General features: G+C 67.3%; 19 protein-coding genes and 1 pseudogene. 12 read left to right on the top strand and 8 right to left on the bottom strand.

Annotation, left to right across the window (positions count from 1 at the left end):
* Positions 1 to 22 precede the first annotated feature (22 nt).
* The 4 genes from ACZY1G_RS09620 (at position 23) to ACZY1G_RS09635 (ending at position 4,312) form a co-directional block, all read left to right on the top strand.
* Positions 23 to 1,684: an ABC transporter substrate-binding protein gene (locus ACZY1G_RS09620; RefSeq protein ID WP_463814064.1), complete on the top strand. Its 1,662-nt coding sequence runs from the start codon at positions 23 to 25 to the stop codon at positions 1,682 to 1,684.
* Positions 1,681 to 2,637, top strand: a complete 957-nt coding sequence (locus ACZY1G_RS09625) for an LLM class flavin-dependent oxidoreductase (protein ID WP_463822287.1) — start codon at positions 1,681 to 1,683, stop codon at positions 2,635 to 2,637. Before ACZY1G_RS09620 ends, ACZY1G_RS09625 begins: the two co-directional genes overlap by 4 nt.
* A gap of 12 nt (positions 2,638 to 2,649) precedes the next feature.
* Entirely contained in the window at positions 2,650 to 3,999 is a 1,350-nt protein-coding gene (locus ACZY1G_RS09630) for an aminotransferase class I/II-fold pyridoxal phosphate-dependent enzyme (RefSeq protein WP_463814066.1), read from the top strand.
* An 88-nt stretch (positions 4,000 to 4,087) separates the two neighbouring features.
* On the top strand, positions 4,088 to 4,312 hold the full coding sequence (locus tag ACZY1G_RS09635) for a dodecin (protein WP_463814067.1): 225 nt from the start codon (positions 4,088 to 4,090) through the stop codon (positions 4,310 to 4,312).
* 6 nt (positions 4,313 to 4,318) lie between these two features.
* Here the strand turns inward: ACZY1G_RS09635 and ACZY1G_RS09640 are convergent, their stop codons facing one another.
* Both ACZY1G_RS09640 and ACZY1G_RS09645 read right to left on the bottom strand, forming a co-directional pair.
* Positions 4,319 to 5,071 carry an SDR family NAD(P)-dependent oxidoreductase gene (locus tag ACZY1G_RS09640; protein WP_463814068.1) on the bottom strand — a complete coding sequence of 251 codons (753 nt, stop codon included), beginning with the start codon at positions 5,069 to 5,071 and terminating at the stop codon, positions 4,319 to 4,321.
* A gap of 11 nt (positions 5,072 to 5,082) precedes the next feature.
* Positions 5,083 to 6,096, bottom strand: a complete 1,014-nt coding sequence (locus tag ACZY1G_RS09645) for an acetamidase/formamidase family protein (RefSeq protein ID WP_463814069.1) — start codon at positions 6,094 to 6,096, stop codon at positions 5,083 to 5,085.
* Between the two features lie 48 nt (positions 6,097 to 6,144).
* Here ACZY1G_RS09645 and ACZY1G_RS09650 point away from each other — a divergent pair, with 48 nt between their 5' ends.
* Positions 6,145 to 6,579 carry a nitroreductase family deazaflavin-dependent oxidoreductase gene (locus tag ACZY1G_RS09650; protein WP_463822288.1) on the top strand — a complete coding sequence of 145 codons (435 nt, stop codon included), beginning with the start codon at positions 6,145 to 6,147 and terminating at the stop codon, positions 6,577 to 6,579.
* Here the strand turns inward: ACZY1G_RS09650 and ACZY1G_RS09655 are convergent, their stop codons facing one another.
* From ACZY1G_RS09655 to ACZY1G_RS09665, 3 genes are all read right to left on the bottom strand, one after another.
* Positions 6,580 to 7,587, bottom strand: a complete 1,008-nt coding sequence (locus ACZY1G_RS09655) for an esterase family protein (protein WP_463822608.1) — start codon at positions 7,585 to 7,587, stop codon at positions 6,580 to 6,582.
* A gap of 85 nt (positions 7,588 to 7,672) precedes the next feature.
* The gene (locus tag ACZY1G_RS09660) at positions 7,673 to 8,389 is read right to left on the bottom strand and encodes a phytanoyl-CoA dioxygenase family protein (protein WP_463814071.1); all 717 of its coding nucleotides are present in this window, start codon (positions 8,387 to 8,389) and stop codon (positions 7,673 to 7,675) included.
* Positions 8,390 to 8,437: 48 nt separating this feature from the next.
* Entirely contained in the window at positions 8,438 to 9,649 is a 1,212-nt protein-coding gene (locus ACZY1G_RS09665) for a multidrug effflux MFS transporter (protein WP_463814072.1), read from the bottom strand.
* Positions 9,650 to 9,713: 64 nt separating this feature from the next.
* On the opposite strand from ACZY1G_RS09665, the gene ACZY1G_RS09670 reads away from it, so the two are divergent.
* Together ACZY1G_RS09670 and ACZY1G_RS09675 are read left to right on the top strand one after the other, a co-directional pair.
* Complete coding sequence (locus ACZY1G_RS09670; RefSeq protein WP_463814073.1) at positions 9,714 to 10,169, top strand: MarR family winged helix-turn-helix transcriptional regulator; 456 nt, start codon at positions 9,714 to 9,716, stop codon at positions 10,167 to 10,169.
* Complete coding sequence (locus tag ACZY1G_RS09675; protein ID WP_463814074.1) at positions 10,166 to 11,074, top strand: endonuclease/exonuclease/phosphatase family protein; 909 nt, start codon at positions 10,166 to 10,168, stop codon at positions 11,072 to 11,074. The genes ACZY1G_RS09670 and ACZY1G_RS09675 overlap by 4 nt, the downstream gene beginning before the upstream one ends.
* Here the strand turns inward: ACZY1G_RS09675 and ACZY1G_RS09680 are convergent.
* Together ACZY1G_RS09680 and ACZY1G_RS09685 are read right to left on the bottom strand one after the other, a co-directional pair.
* Positions 11,052 to 12,047, bottom strand: coding sequence for an isopenicillin N synthase family dioxygenase (locus ACZY1G_RS09680; protein WP_463814075.1), 996 nt, complete (start codon positions 12,045 to 12,047; stop codon positions 11,052 to 11,054). The genes ACZY1G_RS09675 and ACZY1G_RS09680 overlap by 23 nt on opposite strands.
* Before the next feature lie 14 nt (positions 12,048 to 12,061).
* Complete coding sequence (locus ACZY1G_RS09685) at positions 12,062 to 13,222, bottom strand: nitrate ABC transporter substrate-binding protein (RefSeq protein WP_463814076.1); 1,161 nt, start codon at positions 13,220 to 13,222, stop codon at positions 12,062 to 12,064.
* 290 nt (positions 13,223 to 13,512) lie between these two features.
* On the opposite strand from ACZY1G_RS09685, the gene ACZY1G_RS09690 reads away from it, so the two are divergent.
* From ACZY1G_RS09690 to ACZY1G_RS09710, 5 genes and pseudogenes are all read left to right on the top strand, one after another.
* Entirely contained in the window at positions 13,513 to 14,295 is a 783-nt protein-coding gene (locus ACZY1G_RS09690) for an ABC transporter ATP-binding protein (RefSeq protein ID WP_463814077.1), read from the top strand.
* Positions 14,296 to 14,396: 101 nt separating this feature from the next.
* On the top strand, positions 14,397 to 15,176 hold the full coding sequence (locus ACZY1G_RS09695; RefSeq protein ID WP_463814853.1) for an ABC transporter permease: 780 nt from the start codon (positions 14,397 to 14,399) through the stop codon (positions 15,174 to 15,176).
* Positions 15,177 to 15,193: 17 nt separating this feature from the next.
* Positions 15,194 to 16,238 (top strand): annotated as a pseudogene (locus ACZY1G_RS09700) (isopenicillin N synthase family dioxygenase).
* 13 nt (positions 16,239 to 16,251) lie between these two features.
* Complete coding sequence (locus ACZY1G_RS09705) at positions 16,252 to 16,896, top strand: GntR family transcriptional regulator (protein ID WP_463814079.1); 645 nt, start codon at positions 16,252 to 16,254, stop codon at positions 16,894 to 16,896.
* A gap of 3 nt (positions 16,897 to 16,899) precedes the next feature.
* Entirely contained in the window at positions 16,900 to 18,132 is a 1,233-nt protein-coding gene (locus ACZY1G_RS09710; protein WP_463822289.1) for an amidohydrolase family protein, read from the top strand.
* A gap of 48 nt (positions 18,133 to 18,180) precedes the next feature.
* Here the strand turns inward: ACZY1G_RS09710 and ACZY1G_RS09715 are convergent, their stop codons facing one another.
* The gene (locus tag ACZY1G_RS09715; RefSeq protein WP_463814081.1) at positions 18,181 to 20,703 is read right to left on the bottom strand and encodes a glycogen/starch/alpha-glucan phosphorylase; all 2,523 of its coding nucleotides are present in this window, start codon (positions 20,701 to 20,703) and stop codon (positions 18,181 to 18,183) included.
* Positions 20,704 to 20,706 lie beyond the last annotated feature (3 nt).

Consider the following 20,706-nt stretch of genomic DNA (forward strand, 5'->3'; position numbering starts at 1 on the left):
CCCACGAGATGGAAACACTGAGATGAGACACCAACGACCGTCACGAACCGTCGTCCTGCGCTGGGCCGCCTTGGCGCTGGCCGCACTCCTGACGCTGTCCGCGTGCGGCAGCGACTCCGGCGGCGGATCCGCCGGCGGCGAACCCGTGCGCGGCGGCACGCTGACCGTGGCACAGTCCGACTTCCCCGAAGAAGGCCTGAACCCCCACGTCCGCGGGTGCTGCACCGAAGTGCAAGTGCTGCGCAATGTCTACGACAGCCTGGTGGCCATCGACTACGACGAGACCATCCACCCGTGGCTTGCCGAGAAGTGGGAGCGTTCTCCCGACGGGCTGGTCTACACGTTCACCCTGAAGCGGGGAGTCACGTTCACCGACGGTGAGCCGTTCAACGCCGCCGCCGTCAAGGCCAACTTCGACAAGATCACCGGCGACAAGGAGTATGCGCCGTCGACGGCCAAGAGTACGTTCCAGACGCTGAAGTCCACCGAAGTCGTCGACGACTACACGGTGCGCACCGTGCTCTCGGAACCGACAGCGAACTGGCTGAACACGTTGGCATCCCTGCAGGGCGCGCAGATCTCGCCGAAGTCCCTGAGTAAACCCGACGTCGCCGCGGGCGGTGTCGGGGTCGCAGGTACCGGCCCGTTCGTCCTCACCGAAGTGGTCCCCGGCTCCGAACTCCGCTTCACGCGGAATGACAACTACACCTCGGCGCCGGCACTGGCAGCCCATCAGGGGCCCGCCTACCTCGACGCACTGGTGGTCAAGATCGTGCCGGAGCCCAACGTCCGCGCGGGACTACTCACCTCCGGCGAGGTGGACGGCGTCGCCCAGGTGGCTCCCGCCGACATCGCCTCGTTCGACGGTGTAGACGGCTTCCAATTCGAGTCCAAGCCGTCCAACGTGTCTCCCTGGTCGCTGTACTTCAACGTCACCGGGGACAACACCAAAGACGTGCGAGTCCGGCGCGCGCTGCGCGAAGCCGTCGACCTCAACCCGATCATCGACACAGTGCTGCAGGGGAGTTCGGAGCGGGCCTGGAGCATCGTCGGCCCGCAGAGCCCGTACTACGACGCCAAATACGAGAATGCCTACGGCGGCAACGTGGACCTGGCCAACCAGTTGCTCGATCAGGCCGGATGGACGGGCCGGGACAGCGACGGCTATCGGACCAACGCTGCGGGGCAACGCCTCGTCGTTCGGCTGATCGCCACCGAGCCGAAGCCGCCGCTGTCCACCGTTCTCGAGGCCTACCAAGCAGAGCTGCGGACCAACGCCGGCGTTGCACTGGACCTTCAGTTCCGCGACGAGGGAACCGTCGACGTAGTCCGCGAGGCCAACGCCTACGAAGCCTTCCCCCGCGCCGTGGGCGGCGTCGACATCGGGGTCGTGCTGGAGAAGATCTACGAGACCGGCGGCGCCATCAACGGGCCCAAACTCGAGGATCCGGTGGTCGACGGATGGCTGGCTGACGGGCGTGGCGCCCTCGACGACACCGCGCGCAAGGACGCCTACAACAAGGTGGCTCAGTACGCATTGATCGACCAGGTCACCACGCTGCCGTTGTACACCGAACGCTACAACGCCGCGGCCACCAGTCAGGTCCATGAGATCGAACGCTGGCTGGACCCGCCCCGCGGCATGGTGAACTTCTGGGCCTACGACACGTGGAAAGATCAGTGACGAGACTGCCGGAATTCGGAATCTTTTTCCGGCTCAACGACACCGAGGCCGATCCGGTCCAGCAGTACCACGACGGCTTGGACCTGATCTCCTACGCCGAGGATCTCGGGTTGTCGACGGCATGGATCACCTCCCACCACTTCAGATCCGACAAGGGGACGATCGCCTCGCCGCTGGTGTTCCTGGCGGCGGCCAGTCAGCGAACGCGTCGCATCAAACTCGGTGCCGGGGTCGTCGTCATCACGCTCGAGAATCCGATCCGGGTGGCCGAAGACGCGGTGATCGCCGACGCGCTGTCGCGGGGGAGGCTGCAGCTCGGTCTCGGCTCGGGACTCGAGGACTGGGCGTTCGGTCCGTTCGGTGTCGACTGGGAGGACCGGTTGACGGTCTACGCCGACAAGGTCGCGCGCTTCCGGGAGGTGCTCGCCGGCGCAGATCTCGGCGGCGGCCGGCGGCTCTATCCGCCGGAGCAGGGTTTGCGCCAGCGATTGTGGCGCGTCGCCAGCGACCCCGCGCACGCGGGCGAGATCGGACGTGCCGGGGACAACCTGCTGCTGAGATCGTCGAAAGCGCTCGACTACGAGGGGAATCTACATCGGCACAGCGAAGCCATCGACGCGTTCCGAGAGGGTGCGGGCCCACAGCAGCGGATCGCCGCCACCCGCACCGTGATCGTGGCGGAGACGACCGCCGCCGCCCGTGCACTGGCCGGACAGGCCGCCATCGACCTGCATCGTCGGAACGGAAACGGCGATCCCTGGTATGGCGACGCTGACCACGTGCGGACGCTGCTCCGCAACGACGCCGAACTCGAGCACGTCGACGAGGTGCTGCTCCAGGTCGCGCCGGCCAAACTGACGCTCGGCCAGTGGCGGGACAGTCTCGCGCGGACGGTGTCGTACGTCTTGGAACCGGAACGCGCTGCGAACCCGAACCATGCCTACGCATCCTGATCGGGGGCGACGGTGGTAACACAGCAAGTCGATGCGGTGTGGCTGGCCGACAAGCTGCGAGCCACATCGTCGAAAGACATCGGCCACGGCCTGACGCGGCTGATCGACGGGGGCGAACTCGCGCCGGGCGTACACCTCCCGACGATCCGCGACTTCGCCCGAGCGGCTGGCGTCAGCCCCGGCACCGTGGTGTCCGCGTGGAGCCGAGTGCGTGACACCGGTCGCCTGCACACACACCGGCGCGGGGGCACCGTCGTCGCCGATCTCTTCCGCGCCACCGCACCGACACCGCCCGTGGCGTGGTCGTCCATCGAGATGTCGATGGTGACACCAGATCCCGCAGTGCAACCCGACCTCGGCGCAGCTTTCGCGGCCGCTCTGGCCACCACCGGCGACCTTCACCGGCCGGAGCGGGCCTACATCACCGAGCGCCTGAGAGCCATGGTCGAGTGCGACTGGCCGTTCACCGCCGAGGCGTGGAACTGCGTGGGCGGCGGCACCGAAGCGGTGGTGCTGGCGACCGCCGCCGCCGCCGGGGGCGGACCCGTGGGCGTGGAGGAACCGGTCAGCCCCGGTTATCTCGACATTCTGCGCCAGCTCGGGATCGACGCCCACGGCATCGAAGCTGACGCAGAAGGACCTACCGTCGAGTCGGTCGTCGATGCTGTCCGTCGCGGCGCGGCCGCGCTGATCCTGCAACCCAGCGGCGCCTACGCCGTCGGTGGAGCGCTCAGCATTCGCCGTGCGGGGGACGTGGCGTCGGCCGTCGCGTCGGTCGCTCCGAACACGTGGATCGTCGAGGACGACAGCGCCGGACCGCTCGCGACGTCCGTGCCGGCGTCCGTGGGCGCCCACCTACCCGATCGCGTCCTTCGGATTCGCAGCTACTGCAAGGCCTTCGGGATCGATCTGCGCAGCGCCGTCCTGGGGGGCAGCGCCGAGCTGATCGACCGAACAGTCCGGTTGCGTAGCTTCGGCATGGCGTCCAACAGCCGCATCATGCAGAACGCGCTGGCGCATCTGCTCGAGGATTCGGCGACCGAGCTGCTCGTCACCCGTGCCCGTGGCCGCTATCGTGCGCAACGACGGGCATTGCTGAAGGCTTTCGCCGACGTCGGGCTGCACGCCTCGGCGAGCAGCGACGGTTTCGTGGTGTGGGTTCGCGTGCCGGACGAGACCACTGCCCTGATCAACCTCGCCAGGCAGGGCATTGTGGCAGCCGCCGGATCGAAGTCGTTCCTCAGTGATGGGGACGGTCTGCTTCGCTTCTCGATCCTGCAACTGCCGGCCGAGCGTGCCGGTGAACTGGCCGAGGCGGTGCGGGGCGCTGTCGACTCCGCCGCGCGCGAATACTTCGACTGATCGAATCTGCGTGCGTCGATGGGGTGCGCACCGATGTCAGGGGTAGCAGATTGGTCGCGTGCGGCTTTCGCCGCCGAAAGGAGTTCGTATGAGCGACAACATCTATCGGGTCGTCGAGATCGTGGGCACGTCATCGACGGGCATCGATGACGCGATCACCAACGCCATCGCCAGGGCGTCGGAGACGTTGCACGGCCTCGATTGGTTCGAGGTGACCACCATCCGAGGTCATCTCGCCGACGGCGCTGTTGCCCACGTCCAGGTGGCATTGAAGGTCGGATTCCGGCTCGACAGTACCGATCAACAGCATTGACTGCGATCAGAACTGCACGCCGCGCGTCAGCGCTCCGTCCACCACGAGATTGGTGCCGGTGATGAAGCTGGCGGCCGAGCTGCTCAGGAACACCACCGCGTTGGCGACCTCCTGCGGCGTGGCCATTCGGCCAGTCGGGTTCAGCGCGAGCGCCTCGGCGAACAACGCGGGATTCTCCGCCTCGATCGTCGGCCACACCCCGCCGGGAAAGTAGGTGTTGCCGGGGCTGACGGAATTCGCGCGCACGCCCTGGGCGGCCAGCTTGTGCGCCACCCCCTGCGTGTAGTGGATGATCGCCGCCTTCATGGTCCCGTACGGCCCGGCCGCGAAATCGACCTCGCGGCCCGACACGCTGGAAATCGTGACGACGGAACCGGATTCGGCTTTCAGCAGGTGCGGCAGCGCCGCGTCGACCAGACCGATCGTACCCATGAGATCGACCTCGAATGTCGTGCGCCAGTTCTCCGCCGACTCACCGATCGCCAGCGCGCTGACGTTCGCGACCACCCCGTCAAGACCGCCGAACGACTCGGCCGTCGCGTTCACCCACGTCGTCAACGCCGCTGTGTCACCCACGTCCACGACCGAACCCACAGCGCTCTCGCCGAATTCCTGCTGTGTGTCGGCGACGGCTTCGGGTGTGCGTGCGCAGTAGGCGACGCTGGCGCCCTCGGTGAGCAGACCCTCCACGACCGCACGGCCGATGCCGCGGGTTCCGCCGGTGACCGCGAAGCGCTTCCCCGCCAGCCCGAGATCCATGCGGTGTCCTCCTAGTAGTTGACGGTCCCTAAACCGTTGGCAGCCGAGCGCATTTCGTTGTGTACGCCGCCGAAGGCCGCCGCGCCGGGCAACAGTCGCTTGTCGATCTTGGTGACCGAACTGTAGTTCGTGTCGACGACGTTGGCGATCGGTGCGAGCGATATCTGGGTCAGCAGCTGGTAGGCGTCGAGACGGTCGAGGTCATAGAGCTCCCCGAGCCAGGTGATCATCTCCACCTGGCCGGCGCGCCACGCCTCCTCCAGTGGGCGGCCCGAGCCCACGCACATCAGATGCGTGTCGGTCTCGATGCGCGGCCACACCGGTCCGCCGCCCTTCACCAGCCCGACGATCGCGGTCACGTTCATCGCGCCCTCGACCGCCGTTCCGCAGGACTCGCCCTCGCCCTGTCGGTAGTGCCCGTCGCCGAGGGAGAACAAGGCGCCGGGCACGTTGACCCGCAGGTAACAGGTGGCGCCCGCCGCCATCTCCGGGGTGTCCATGTTGCCGCCGAACACGTCGGGCACCAGCGAGGTTCGGACCTCGCGGCGGGCCGGTGCGACACCGACGGTGCCCAGCATCGGGTTGGCGGGCAGCGCGAGATCGAAGTCGCTGCCCTGCGCGGAGAACCCGACCGTGCCTGCGGCGGAGTCGTACTCGTAGATGTACGTGCGCTCGGGCAGCGGGTCCTGCAGCGTCGGGCTGGCCGGAACGCTGGTCAGCCCGCCGAAGAACGGGATCAGCGTCGACGCACCCCAGGTGCGCGCGGGCGTCAGGTCGACGAGGTGGACGACGAGCGTGTCTCCGGGTTCGGCGCCCTCGATCCAGAAGGGTCCTGTCTGCGGGTTGAGGTCTTCGGTGTCCAGAGCGGTGGTCGCGACATCCGCTGCGCTCGTGATGCGGCCCCCGTAGGCGTCCTCGGTCCACAGCGTCAGCACCGTCGGAGGCGTGAGCCGCAGGACGGGTGCCGCGCCGCCGAACGTGTACGCCATCTGGTCGGCGGTCGGGATGAAAGTGACGTGATCCATGCCCGCCATACTCGTCCGGCGCACCGCGTCCCGCCATACGATCGAGGCATGGCCGAGGACATGAGCGGTGAACGCAGCTTCAACCAGCGAACCATCGACGAGTTCCGAGCCAACGCCGGCAAGGTGGGCGGCCAGTTCGAGGGTTTTCCGCTGCTGCTACTGACCTCTTCCGGCGCCAAGAGTGGCGAGCAACGCGTGAACCCGGTGGCGTACTTCGAGTTCGACGGGGCGCTGTACATCGTCGGATCCGCGGCCGGCCGCGATCGAGATCCCTCGTGGGCGTTCAATATTCGCGCGCACCCGGAGGCGCAGGTCGAGATCGGTTCCGATCCGCCGCGGCCGGTGAGGGCGCGCGAGCTGCCGCGCGAGGAGCGCGATCGCCTCTACCCTCGGGTGGTCGAGCAGGCGCCCGGGTTCGGCGACTACGAGAAGCAGACCGAGCGCGTCATCCCGATCTTCGAGCTGGTCCCGCACCTCGAGTGATCAGCGCGGCGCCGGTGCCGGCGGGGGCGGCGGCAGGGGTGCCGGCGGCGGAGGCGGAGGCGGCGGGGCCAGCAGGCGCACGATGTCAGGCTTCATCGCCTGCAGCTGCGCACCCCAGTACCCCCAGCTGTGGGTGCCGTTGGGCGGAAAGTTGAAGATCGCGTTGCGCCCGCCGGCCGCGAGGTACTTGTCGCGGAACTCTTTGTTGGTCGCGATCGTGATCGTCTCCAGAGAACCTGCGCTGAGGTTGATGCCCAGATCCGTTCCGGTGTCGAGGTCGGAAGCGACACCGTTGCCGCAGTAGATCCACAGCGCGGTGCGGTTGGCGACGAGCCGGTTGATGTTGAGCATCGGATCGGCCCGCAGCCAGGCCGGCGAGCCGGACGGACCCCACATGTCGTACGAATCGAAGCCGCCGGCGTCCTGCATCGCGATGTCGATCAGCGGCGGCCAGAACTTCTGTGACGGCGCCAGATATCCCGACAGCGAGGCCGCGAACTTGAACTGACGCGGGTAGTAGGCCGCCATCGTCAACGCCGCACCACCTGACATCGACAGCCCGACAACCGCATTGCCGAACGGATCCTGACCGCGGTTGGCGGCGAGCCACGTCGGCAGCTCGTTGGTCAGGAACGTCTCCCACTTGTAGGTCAGCGTCCCGTTGCGGTTCTTGGCCGGCCGGTACCAGTCGGCGTAGAAGCTTGACTGTCCGCCGACGGGCATGATGACCGACACCCCGGACTGGTAGAACCACTCGAATGCGGCGGTGTTGATGTCCCAGCCGTTGAAGTCGTCCTGGGCGCGGAGCCCGTCGAGAAGCAGCACCGAATGCGGCCCGCCACCCTGGAATTCGACGCGGATCGTGCGGCCCATCGACGGCGACGGCACGTCGAGCTGTTCGATCGGCAGGCCCTCGCGGGAGAACGCGTGCGCCTGCGGGGTGATGGTCGGTGGGGTGATGGTCAATGCGGTCGCCGCGAGCAGCGCCGCCACGGCGACGCGACGCAGTCGCTGGCCCAAGGAGATCACGCGCGCGAACCTATTCGCGATCTCGGCGCGGCACCCGGGGGCGCGCTCGGCAGTGACCGGGTTGTTATCGATCCGCGATTTCGGCGTGTTCGTCGCCGCTCAGCGACGACAAGCACGCCGAAATCGCCACCGGGCCTTGTGCCATGAAACGCGGTGTGTGGCCGCGGTGTTCGTCGGCGGCATGCACGGTGAACGGATGCAGGACGTACATGTCGCCGGGCTCACCGGTGGCGTACCGCACGGGCCGTGACGCGCTCGCGGCGTCGACGAGGGCGCCGGCCGTCACCGCGTCGAGCGGCTCGTCCCCGAGCACGCGTGCCGTGTCGTGGTGGGACCCGACCCGGATGCGCGTCGGCGCGTCGTCGATCGAGACCTCGGACAGCAACGTCAGCACCAGCAGCGTGCGCGGCCGGCTGGTCACGCACCAGACACCGTCCTCGCCGGGGGTGTTCAGGTCGATGTGCCAGCCACGGTCTTCGGCGGGCGGGTGCACCGGGAAGCGAACGGGGATGTTGCCGAGCGCGCCGCGGGGGAGCCACCCACCCTCACCGCAGATCGCATCGAGCGCGGTGGCCAGGCGGGCGCTGCGGACCAGTTCACCGAAGGGCCCCTCGCCGGTCAGGTCGGCGGTCCACACCACCGGTTGGGTCCAGTCCGCGGGTTCCCGTGTGACGCCGAGCCGTTGCCACAGGAGCTCCCGCGCGGCGTCGGCGGCTGCGCGGGGCGCGGCCTGCTCGAGTCTGAGGTAGCCGTCCGCAGTGAAGGTGTCGAGATCGGCCATTCCGGGAGAATGGCACAGGTTCCACGCGGCCTGCCATCGGTTTTCCGCTCAGCGGCGTGCGCTGAGGAACCCGACGAGCGCCACCGCCGCGGCGCACACCATCGCGATACCCAGCGGTGTCGCAGTGTGCTCACCGCCGAGTCCCACGAGCGGCGACACCACGGCCGCGAGCCCGAACTGCGCGGCACCGAGCAGCGCTGACGCGGTGCCCGCGGCCCTGGGCGCGGCGGACAACGCCAACGCGGTGGTGTTGCCGAACACCAGGCCCATGCCCGCGACGGCAAAGAACAGCGGCAGCGACAGCCAGCCCGCGGCAACGCCGGAGATCGCGATCGCCAGCACCGCGACGCTGGCGGTCGAGATGACGGCGAGGCCGGCACCGGCGAGCGTGCGCGGCTCGACGCGCGCGGCCAGCCGTGCGCTCGTGGCGCTCATCAGCAACAGGCCCAGCGCGTTCACCCCGAACATCGCTCCGTACTGCGCCGAGCTGAGCCCCATCATCGTCTGGTAGACGAACGGTGAGGCCGAGATGTAGGCCATCATCGCCGCGAACGCGAAGCCGAATGTCACCAGATGCCCGAGGTATTCGCGGCGGGTCAGGTCCCGCAGCGGGGAGCCTTGGGTGGCCTTGTTCGCCTGCAGCGCGGCGCGACGTTCCTCGGTGTGGGTCTCGCGGATCACCACCAGCGCGGCGACGAGCATGGCGACGACGAGGGCCAGGATCACCGCGAGCGCTCCGCGCCACCCCAGCGGCTGTACCAGGAAGCCGCCCGCCAGCGGGGCGGCGATCGGGGCGATGCCGCCCACGATCATCATCAGGCTGAATGCGCGAGCCGCGGCACGTCCCGTGGCCAGATCCGAGATGATCGCCCGGCCGATCACCATGCCTGCCGCACCCGTCAGGCCCTGCGCGAGCCGCGCCGCGACCAGTACCTCGATGGTGGGGGCGAGGACAGCGACGACACTGGCCAGCACGCACACCGCGGCGCCCAGCACCAGAGGCTTGACGCGCCCGTAGCGATCCGAGAGCGGACCGAACACCAGCTGGCCCGCAGCAAGGCCGACGAGAAACGCGGTCAGCGTGAGCTGCACGTTCGTCGGAGAGGTGTGCAGGTCGTCGACCATCTGGGGGAAGGCCGGCAGGTAGAGGTCGGTGGCGAACGGCGCGACGGCCGACAGCAGGGCGAGCGTGACGAGCAGCCCGACGGTGATCTGTGGCGGGGTCTGGCGGCGCGCCGTCGTGTCGACGGTGGAGGTCATGGGGTTCTCCAAGTAGTTATCAGAAGATAGTTATCATTTAATAAGTATCAGGTAGGGTGGATTCGTGCAAGCCAGCCCGCCCCGCGCCGAGCAACTCGCAGACCTCGCCGATGTCGTCATGGCCGTCGCGCGCGCGGTCAGGTCACAGGCCTCCGCGCACCCCGACGTCGTCGAACTGTCGGCCACCGAAATCACGGTCCTGCGCTACATCGACCACCACCCCGACGTCAGCGCCGGCGCCGTCGCCGCCGGAACGGGCTTGCAACGCAGCAACCTGAGTCGGGCATTGCGCGACCTCGAGGCCAAGGAGCTGGTGCGTCGATCGGCTGACCCGACCGACAGCAGACAGGTCGTCTTGCGGTCGACCCGCCGCGCCGAGGAGAACCTGGCCCGGCTCCGCTCGATCTGGGCGCGCCTCGTCGGCGATGCGCTCGATGCGACGGGGCAGGAGTACGACGTCCCCGCGGCGCTGACGCTCCTGCGTGCGCTGGAACGCGAACTCGACGCGCTCGCGCGATGAACCCATTCCGCCGCCGGCGAATCAGCGTTCCTGTCGCCCGTTTCGATGCCGACGCCGACCGTTGGCGCGGTGTGGACGACCACGGATCGATCGCATCTCATCAGCTGACGGTCGCGACGTTCAACATCTGGTTCAACGAGCTTCACCGTGAGCAGCGCTACCGCGCGATCGCCGACCTGCTCTCCGCAGAAACCCCCGACGTGATGGTGTTCCAGGAGGTGACCCGCTCGGCGCTCGCTGTATTCCTTGCCCAGCCGTGGATCCGGGAAGGCTATCGTCGCGCCGCGGTGGTCGGCGACCACAACTACGGGATGCTCATGCTCTCGCGGCTCCCGGTGCGCCGATGCACCTACACACGGTTGCCCAGTCGCCTGTCCCGGGGCTACCTGGCGGGTGAATTCACCGTCAACGGAAGCGATCTGACGATCGTGTCCGTACACCTCGAAAGCGGTAAGACGGCTGCGCAATTGCGCGCGCACCAGATGTCGAAGCTGTGGCGCGCATTCGGTGACGACCGCGACGTCGTGATGCTGGGCGACTTCAACATGCGTGACGACGAGAGCCGTGCGCTGGACCCGCGGTATCGAGACGTGTGGCCGCACCTGCGGCCGGACGACCCGGGGTTCACCGAAGACACCGCGATCAATCACATGCGCTACGACATGAAGAACAAGCACCGCCAGGTGCGGTTCGACCGGGTCCTGCTCACGGGGCCGGCCTGGCAGGCCGTCGACATCGGCCTGCTCGGCCGCGACCCGATCGCGCCCTCGTTGCTGAGGATCTTCCCGTCAGACCACTTCGGGGTGCTGTGCCGGCTCGAGGCACAACCGGTCGCCGCGGTCGCCGCGGTCGCCGACGACCGTCGACGATGGCTTCGTCGGACTATGCGCGAAAATTCGCGTTGATCCGCTGCTGCAGATAGTCTTTCGCGCTGATTGCCGGATACTTCGCGCGGGGGCCTTCGATGGTCACTTCGCTGTTGGCCTGGGCGAAGAACGCGATGCTGTATCGCGCGGCTCGGTCATCAAACGGGCCGGGACTCTTGACGCGGTGGAAGTTCGACGGCAGCAGGTCGTCGCTCCAGCGCATCAGCATGTCGCCGATGTTGCAGGTGATCGCGTCCTCGGACGGATGCACCGACGTCCACTGCTGGGCGTCGCGCTCCTTGCCGGGGCAGACCTGCAGCCCGCCCTGCCCCTCGCGCTGGAAGAGCAGTGTCAGGCAGTCGAAGTCGGTGTGTGCTCCCGCGCGCCACACCCCGGTCAGATCCGCCTCGGCCGGCAACGCGAAGTAGTGCAGCAGCCGCAGCGTGCTCTGGTAGGTCGGCGACGCCGGGTCATGCGCGCGGGTGAAGAACTCGCGATCGAAACCCAACTTGCCCGCGAACAACGACAGGAGTTCCATCGCGAGCTTCCAGCACCGATGCTCGAAATCGAGCATCGTGGACCGGAAGCCGGCCAACTCCTGGTCGGTGGGCCACAGGTCGTCCATGTTGGACAGCGTCACCTGATAGGACTCCTTCTGGTCGGGCACCCCCACCGACGGCCGGATCTGAGTGAGCTGTTCCCAGCCCGAGTTGAACCGCTTCGGTCTGCGGGCCTTGACGCCCTCCGGAAGTGCGAAGAACCTCTCGGCCATCGCGAACGCACTGCGCACCACCTCGAGGTCGATGCCGTGGTCGACGACCTGGAAGAACCCGATATCGGTTGCGGCGCTCCATATTTCGTCCGCGATAGCGTCCCGGCGTGATTCCAGGTCTGATAGAGATATGCGCCGCACCTCCCGGTCGCTCTCGGTGCCCATCGCCCCCATCGCCCGTTCCCGCTGCAGTTCGGTCATGTCGGCGGCGGTGTCGTGTGACTCCACAGTGTGTGACATCGGTGATCCTCCGGTCAGTTGGCAGCGATCGACGGATCGCTGAATCGGTTGGTGAACAGGTCAGCTCCGGTCATGCCCGCGGGGACGACATTGCCCGTCTTCGCCAGCACTGCACGGAGGTCTTCGACGTTGCGCTCGACGCGGGCCTCGTCGTACACGCCGAATGCGCCGTTGTCCTCGGCGGCCAGGAGGCCTTTCTCCACCAGCAGTGCGGCGCTGAACGCCGCCTCGCCCGCCGAGTACGGCGAGTAGGTGTCGTCCTTGGAGACCACGTCGACGATCGTCGCGTTCGCCGCTTCCGGTGACGCCGCGTAGTCGACGCCGGCCTGCTGGATGATCGGCACCAGCTTCTTCAGGCACGGCGACAGGCTGTCGAGCTTGTCGGCGCGCACCGACATGTTCGACGCATAGATGTCGTAGCCGACGTCTTTGATCAATCCGTAGGCCACCGGCTTGTTCCAGGCGGGGGTGTCGTGCTCATAGGTGTAGGGCTCGGAGTTGGCGAATCCCTGCTGCGCCAACGTCGGATCGCCGACGAACCGCGCCGGCGCGCCGTCGTAACTGGTGTCGATCTGGGTGGCCTTCAGCATGCCCTTGGCCACCATCCACTGCGGGAAGATCTGGTCCTTGGACACGACCACGGTGGCGTCGGTCTTGCCGATGTCGGCGACCGTCTGCCACTCGGGATGACTGGCTGGATCCCACATCAGGATCGCCGGGCTGTACTTCAGCAGCGGGGTGACACCGACGACAGGCTGGTCGGCGGCGGCGGCGATCAACTGGTCGCCGTGCACGACGCCCATGGTCAGCGAGTCGTCGACGTAGAGCTGTGAGGGCACCGACTGGAATCCGATCGCCGGACCGCCTGACTTTAGTGTGAGGTCGACGCCGGTGTCCTTACCGCCCGCCACCAGCGGCCCGGTGACCGATTTCTCCTCGGTGTCCACCCGGTATCCCGGGCCCAGCATGGTGAACAGCGCACCCATGTCGGACTGCGGTTGCCACTGCAGCTGGATGCCGACGTTCGCCGGGCACACACCGGCCAGCTGCTGACCCTCCGGCGCCGATTCCAGCGTGGATTCGGGCCGGGTGTCCTCGGTGCCATAGGCGCAGGCGCTCAGCGCCACGGCACAGGTTGCGGCGGCGACCGCCTTCCGCAGGGGTGACGAAAACATGGGGCTCCTCGATAGCGTGGGGTGGACGGGCGTCGCCAATCCGCGTGGAGCGTCGGGCGGCGGTTGAGTGATTACATGCAATCACAAAACTGCGCCCGCGGTCCTGACGATCCCGCAAAGATCGGTGCTCTCGGGGCGCTCAACTGGACATTTGCCGAGAACTTCGAAAAGTTCTTACACGTGGTTCACGCGACGAAACGTCGTCGTAATACATGTAATCGACTCTTAGGCGGCATATAAAACGTTCTTGCTACATGTAGTCGAGATGAATGGCCAACCCGGGAGTCCTCGTGGAACCGACCCAGACCTTGCCCCGTGACGGGGCGGACGTCGCCCAACCGTCGCCACCGATCGTTTTCGCCGGCGTCTCAAAGCGTTTCGACACCGGCACCGTGGCGATCGAACACGCCGACCTGACGATCGGCGACGGCGAGTTCGTCGCGGTCGTCGGGCCGTCTGGGTGCGGCAAGTCGACGCTCCTGCGGATGGCCGCCGGGCTGGAAGACCCGACGTCCGGATCGGTCGTCGTGAACACCGAGTCGGTCGGTTTCATCTTCCAGGAACCGACGCTGTTGCCATGGCGCTCGGTGCGCGCCAACGTCGAGCTGTGCGCCGAACTGGGTGGAGCCGATCGCAGCCAGACGAAAGAGATTGCAATGGAGTCCATTTCGGCTGTCGGGCTGGAGCAGTTCGCCGACCAACTGCCGAAAACCCTCTCCGGCGGCATGAAGATGCGTGTCTCGATCGCGCGTGCGCTGACGCTCTCGCCGGACGTGCTGCTCTTCGACGAGCCGTTCGGCGCTCTCGACGAGATGACACGCCTCGACATGCAGGTGGAACTGCAACGTCTGTACGCGCACCGTGGCTTCACGTCGATGATCGTCACCCACTCGGTCTCCGAGGCGGTCTATCTGGCCAGCCGAGTCGTGGTGATGACCCCGCGCCCGGGTCGCGTCGCCGGCATCGTCGACGTCGATTTCCCGTACCCGCGGTCGAAGGACCTGCGGTTCGAATCCCGGTACACCGACTACGTCGCCGACGTGTCGACACTCCTGCACCGGGGGGCGGCGTGACAGTCCTGGGCTCAGCACTCGACATCCCGGCCCGTCTGACGGCCAGGCGCGCATCCGGAGACGCGCCTGCTGCTCCCCGAAACGCTGGGCGCAGCAGCAGCATTCGCAGCGCCGTTCTCTATCCGCTGCTGTCGCTGGCCGTCGGGCTCGCGGCCTGGTCGGCAGTCAGCTATCTGGTGCTGGAACCGAATCGGCGGTTCATGCTGCCGCCACCCATCGACGTCGTGCGCCACTCGCTGCTCGACTGGAACCGCCTCGAACCCATGCTCGCCGCGCTGTCGGTCACCGCGCAGGTGACGCTCGTCGGCTTCGTCGTCGCCGTCGTCGTCGGTGTCGCCACCGGCGTCCTGATGTGCCAGGCGCGATGGCTGGAGAAGATCATCTACCCGTACGCCGTAGTCATCCAGGTGATTCCGATTCTCGCCATCGTCCCGCTCATCGGACTCTGGCTGGGCTACGGCATGTCGGCGCGCACGCTGGTGTGCGTCCTGATCGCGGTGTTCCCGATCATCACCAACACCCACTTCGGCATTCGATCCGTGGATCAGGGGATGCACGAGCTGTTCACCATCTCGAAGGCGTCACGCTGGGACCGGCTGGTCAAACTCGAACTGCGCGCGGCGTTGCCCGCCATCCTCACCGGGGTGCGCACCGCGGCGGGGCTCGTGGTCGTCGGCGCCATCATCGGCGACATGTTCTTCGCGAAAGGACAGCCCGGTATCGGCACACTCCTGGACGTCTACCGCGGCCGACTGCAGTCGGATGACCTGATCGCGGCGATCGTGCTGGCATCGCTGTTCGGAGTGATCGTGTTCTCCGCCATGGGCCTGGTGACCCGGCTGGCCGTCGGGCGCTGGCACGAATCCGGCCGTCAACTGTGACAATCAAGGGAGACAACATGTTCGACGTTCCCGTACTGGACGTCAGCTGCTACGTCGCCGGCGGCGACGCCGCGACCGACCACGACTGTGCAGCGGTGGCCGCCGCGCTGGACGCCGCATGCCGCGAGGTCGGGTTCATCCAGATCGTCGGACACGGCATCGACGCGGCCGCGATCGAGGGCCTGACCGCCGCCCTGGACGAGTTCTTCGGACTGCCGCTGGCGGTCAAGAGTTCTTACCGGCGCGACCCGTCGGCCAACCGCGGATACTCGCCGCCCAAGAGCGAATCGCTGGGCATGAGCATCGGGGTGTCGGTCAACCAGATGAACGACTACTACGAAGCGTTCACGATCGGCGCCGAGGCGGAGGCGTTCCTGCCTCTGGATCTGCCCGAAACCAGCTACGCGCGCAACAACTGGCCGGACGCCGCTGCCGGATTCCGGCCCCGGATCGAAAGATACTTCGCCGAGGCGCAACAGCTGGCCCGGACGTTGATGACCGCCTTCACCGACGCGCTGGCACTGCCGCCACGATATTTCGACCCGATGATCGACCACTCGATCGAAGTGCTGAAGATGAACAACTTCGCACTCCCCGAGGGCGATAGCGAGGTCGCCGGTGAGTTGCAGGGGATGGGCGCGCACACCGACTTTTTTCGGGATCCTCACCATCCTGTGGGCCGACCAGGTGCCCGGGCTGCAGGTACTCGACCGCGACGGCCACTGGCACGACGTGCAACCCGCCGACGGCGCGCTGCTGATCAACCTCGGCGACGCAATGGCCCGCTGGACCAACGACCGGTGGATGTCGACGGTGCACCGCGTCGACCCGCCGGTGGTCGACGGGCAGATTCAGCGCAGGCGCTCGGCCGCGTTCTTCTTCGACGGCAACTACGACGCGGTGCTGGAAGCGCTGCCCGGCACCCTGGCCGACGGCGAGATCGGATACGAACCGATTACCGTTGCCGAGAACATCGCGATGAAGGTCGCCGGGCTGCGGACGGGGGTGGCACCCACCGCGGTGCTGCGGGAAGCGGCCCGGGTGTCCGCCGCGACGACGTAGGGAGGGTACGACCATGACGTCCTCCGACGGTGCGCTGCTGACCGAGTCGGTGCACCACTCTCTGCAGGAGATGATCTTCAGCGGCGAGCTCGAACCGGGTAGCCCGCTATCGGTGCCCGCTCTTGCGGTCCGGCTCAACGTCAGCCGCACGCCGGTCAGGGAAGCGGTGCAACAGCTGATCTACGAAGGCCTGGCCACCCACACCCGCAACGCCGGGGCACGGGTGACGCTGCTGGACGACGAGACGGTCAAGTCCGTCTTCGATGTCCGGGAAGTCCTCGACGGGCTGGCGGCGCGCAACGCCACGCTGATCGCCAGCCGTGCCGTCGTCGAGCAGCTTCGCAAGATGGTGCAGGTGCAGCGTGAACTGCTCGACGAAGCGCCCGACAGGCACCGCGACGCCAGACTGGACCTGGAATTCCACACCCTGATCAGGGACACCGCACGCAACCGACCGCTCAGCGACGCCCTCGCTCGCCTCGACGGGCAGTCGCACCTGTACCGGTCCGACATGTGGACCACCGATGTGAACCGCCGCCTCGCGGTCGGCGAACACGAACGGATCGTCGCTGCGATCGAGGCCGGTGACGCCGAAGGCGCGAGGGCCGCGGCGTGCGCGCACGTGGCCGGACTGTACGTGCGGACCCGGCGGATCTGAACGGTGACCGCTGCCGCACAACCTGTTTCACTGCTACGGGGGGCCACGCTGGTCGACGGCGCCGTGGTGGACGTCCGGATCGGAACCACAGACGACGGGCACGCCGTCGTCACGTCCGTCACCCCGGCGGAGCCGTGGGTCGACGACGGTCTGGATCTGCGGGGGTACGTCCTGATGACCGCACCGGCTGAACCGCATGCGCATCTGGACAAGGCGCACTCATGGGATGCGTTGCAACCAAGACTCGGTGATCTGCACGACGCGATCGCGACGTGGAAGGAGGGGTCGCTGCGCTTCGACGAAGTATCGTTTCGGCAGCGCGCCCGGGATGCGGCGCTGGCGCTGCTGCGCAACGGCACCACCGCGGTACGCACCCACGTCGACGTCCTCGCCGGTGACGATCCGCTGCGGGGCGTCCGCGCCGTCGACGCAGTGCGGCGCGAGCTGGCCGGGGTGATGGACATTGAGATCGTCGCTCTGATCAAGGCCTACTCGGATGTCGAGCTGCTGCACGGCGCGCTCGACGCGGGCGCTGACCTCGTCGGTGGGTCACCGCACAGCGCCCCCGACCCGAACGCGGAGTTGGACCGTCTGCTCGGTGTCGCCGAGGTCCGCGGCGTCGGGACGGACCTGCACACCGACGAGTTCCTGTTCGGCGATCATCACACCATCGCGGACTACGCACGACGCGCCGCGACGTGGCCTGCCGACCGCATCAGGACCGCGAGTCATTGCACGCGGCTGGGGACCATGCCTGCCGACGAGCTCGCCGGCCTGCTTCCGCAGATCGCCTGCAGCGGTTTGGGAGTCGTAGCCAACCCGATCACCAATCTGTACCTGCAGGGCCGTGACAACCCTGCGGCGACGCCCCGCGGGATCACCGCGATCGCCGCGTTGCGCGACGCGGGCATCCCGGTGGCGGCGGGTGCGGACAACGTGCGCGATCCGTTCAATCCGCTGGGACGAAGCGATGCGCTGGAAACGGCGATGCTCACCGTCATCGCGGGGCACGTGCACCCCGACGTGGCGATCACGATGGTGACCGACGAGGCGCGCGCGGTGCTCGGGTTGCCCGAGGCAGGTCCTGCGGTGGGCAAGCGTGCCGAGCTTCTCGCGGTGCGCGGCACGAGCGTCCCCGATGTGATCGCCACCGCCCCGGCCGATCGCATCGTGATCCACGACGGTGCCGTGGTGGCGCGCAGCCGAACGCACAGCTGGGTGGCCGCCGCGCCGTGATTTCGGCGTGGTTGCGATCGCTGAGCGACGACAAACACGCCGAAATCGCTAGAGATCGACCGACATCGGGCCCACGCCCCAGATCTCGTCGCAGTACTCGCGGATCGCCCGGTCGGAGGAGAACATCCCGCTGCGGGCGGTGTTGCGAATCGACATCCGCGTCCACACCTCGTCATCGAGCCATGCGCGCGACACCTCGGCCTGCTTGTCGACGTACGCCCGGTAGTCGGCGAGCACCAGGAACGGATCATGGGCGATCAGGTTGTCGACGACGGGGCGCAACACCTCGGTGTCACCGTGGGTGAACGTGCCCGCCGCGATCAGTTCCAGCACCGCGGCCAGCTCCGGGTCGCGCTCGACGTAGCTCTGCGGCCGATACCCTTCGGCCTTGACCGCCACGACCTGATCCTCGGTGAGCCCGAAGCAGAAAAAGTTCTCCGAGCCGGCCTCCTGGCGGATCTCGACGTTCGCGCCGTCGAGCGTCCCGATGGTCAACGCGCCGTTGATCATGAACTTCATGTTGCCTGTGCCCGAGGCTTCCTTGCCTGCGGTCGAGATCTGCTCGGACAGGTTGGCCGCGGGGTACACCAGATGCGCGCTCTTGACGTTGAAGTTCGGCAGGAACACGACCTTCATGTAGCGATTGACGTCGGGATCGTTGTTGATGGTCGCCCCCACCGCGGTGATCAGCTTGATGATCCGCTTGGCCATGTAATAGCCGGGTGCGGCCTTGCCGCCGAACAGGAACACCCGCGGCGGGATCGTCAGTCCCGGATTCGTCTTCAGCCGGTGGTAGAGCGCCACGATGTGCAGCACCATCAAGTGCTGTCGCTTGTACTCGTGGATGCGCTTGACCTGCACGTCGAACATCCACATCGGGTCCAGCTCGATGCCCGTGGTCGAGTGCACGTACTCGGCGAGCCGGGACTTGTTGGCGCGCTTGACCTCTCGCCACCGTTCCCGGAAGCTCGAATCGTCGATGAACGACTCCAGGCCGTGCAGGCGATCCAGATCCGTCAGCCACCCGGGCCCGATCGCCTCGTCGAGCAGTCCCCGCAGCCCGGGGTTGGACAGGGCGAGGAACCGCCTGGGGGTGACGCCGTTGGTGACGTTGCCGAAGCGCTCCGGCCACATCTCGTAGAAGTCTTTCAGCACACTGGCTTTCAGTAGTTCTGAGTGCAGCGCGGCAACGCCGTTGATCGCGTGGCTGCCGACGGTGGCCAGGTGTGCCATCCGCACCGACTTGCCGCCGTCCTCCCCGATCAGCGACATCCGGCGCACCCGCTCGTCGTCACCGGGGAACTTGTCACGCACCTCCGCGAGGAAGCGGTCGTTGATCTCGTAGATCAGCTCGAGGTGGCGCGGCAGCGCCTCGCCGAACAGATGCAGCGACCACGTCTCCAGCGCCTCGGGCAGCAAGGTGTGGTTGGTGTAGCCGAATGTGCGCACCGTCAGGTCCCACGCGTCCTCCCACGACAGGTGGTGCTCGTCGATCAGCAGCCGCATCAGCTCGGCCACCGCGATGGAGGGGTGAGTGTCGTTGAGCTGGATCGCCCACTTGTCCGGCAGCGCCGACAGCGGCAGGCCCGCCCGTTCGAGGTGGATGTTGAGGATGTCCTGCAGCGAACACGTCACGAAGAAGTACTGCTGCAGCAGGCGCAGCCGCTTACCGGCCTCCGGCTCGTCATTGGGGTAGAGCACCTTGGAGACCGTCTCGGAGACGACCTCCTGGTCGACGGCCTTGTAGAAGTCGCCACTGTTGAAGGCGTCGAGGGCGAACGATTCGACCGCCCGGGCACTCCACAGCGTCAACGTGTTGCAGGTGTTGACCCCGTAGCCCTGCACCGGTGTGTCGTACGAGACGCCCTTGAGGACCCGCTGCGGAATCCACCGCACCCGCAGCCTGCCGGCCAGATCCTCGTAGGTCTCCGTGTGTCCACCCCAGTTGACGAAGTAGCTGGCGTCCGGCTTGTCGATCTCCCACGGGTTGCCGTGCACCAGCCAGTTGTCGGTCTTCTCGATCTGCCAGCCGTCCTGGATCTCCTGGGTGAAGATGCCGAACTCGTAGCGGATGCCGTAGCCGATCGACGGGCGCTCCAGCGTGGCCAGCGAATCCAGATAGCAGGCGGCCAGCCGGCCCAGCCCGCCGTTGCCGAGCCCCGGCTCGCCCTCGCAGTCGAGGATCTCGTCGAGATCCTGGCCGAGGTCGGCCATGGCCTGTCGCGCCTCACCCTCGATGCCCAGGTTCAGCAGGTTGTTGCCCAGCTGCGGTCCCATCAGGAACTCTGCCGACAGGTAGCAGGTGACCTTGGAAGACAGGTCCAGCCAGTCCTGCGTGGTCGCCATCCAGCGCTTCTGCATCCGGTCGCGCACAGCCAGCGACAGCGCACGGTAGTAATGCTCGGCCTGCAGCACCGCCGGCGGGCGGGCGATCGAGTACACCAGGTGGTCGGTGACCGCCGCACGCAGCGCATCAGCGGTCATTCCCGTCCTGGTCTGCCCGGTCGGCCCGGGCCCTCCGCCGCTGACCTGGCCGGATTGATCGGTGGGAACGTTCACGAGGTCGGTCACCGC

Source organism: Mycobacterium sp. IDUB_5, from assembly GCF_055419565.1.

Coding starts and splice junctions, on each gene's coding strand:
- ACZY1G_RS09650 (WP_463822288.1), top strand. CDS start 6,145: ATGGCCGAGGACATGAGCGGTGAACGCAGCTTCAACCAGCGAACCATC.
- ACZY1G_RS09705 (WP_463814079.1), top strand. CDS start 16,252: ATGACGTCCTCCGACGGTGCGCTGCTGACCGAGTCGGTGCACCACTCT.
- ACZY1G_RS09665 (WP_463814072.1), bottom strand. CDS start 9,649: ATGACCTCCACCGTCGACACGACGGCGCGCCGCCAGACCCCGCCACAG.
- ACZY1G_RS09620 (WP_463814064.1), top strand. CDS start 23: ATGAGACACCAACGACCGTCACGAACCGTCGTCCTGCGCTGGGCCGCC.
- ACZY1G_RS09645 (WP_463814069.1), bottom strand. CDS start 6,096: ATGGATCACGTCACTTTCATCCCGACCGCCGACCAGATGGCGTACACG.
- ACZY1G_RS09685 (WP_463814076.1), bottom strand. CDS start 13,222: ATGTTTTCGTCACCCCTGCGGAAGGCGGTCGCCGCCGCAACCTGTGCC.
- ACZY1G_RS09675 (WP_463814074.1), top strand. CDS start 10,166: ATGAACCCATTCCGCCGCCGGCGAATCAGCGTTCCTGTCGCCCGTTTC.
- ACZY1G_RS09640 (WP_463814068.1), bottom strand. CDS start 5,071: ATGGATCTCGGGCTGGCGGGGAAGCGCTTCGCGGTCACCGGCGGAACC.
- ACZY1G_RS09680 (WP_463814075.1), bottom strand. CDS start 12,047: ATGTCACACACTGTGGAGTCACACGACACCGCCGCCGACATGACCGAA.
- ACZY1G_RS09660 (WP_463814071.1), bottom strand. CDS start 8,389: ATGGCCGATCTCGACACCTTCACTGCGGACGGCTACCTCAGACTCGAG.
- ACZY1G_RS09635 (WP_463814067.1), top strand. CDS start 4,088: ATGAGCGACAACATCTATCGGGTCGTCGAGATCGTGGGCACGTCATCG.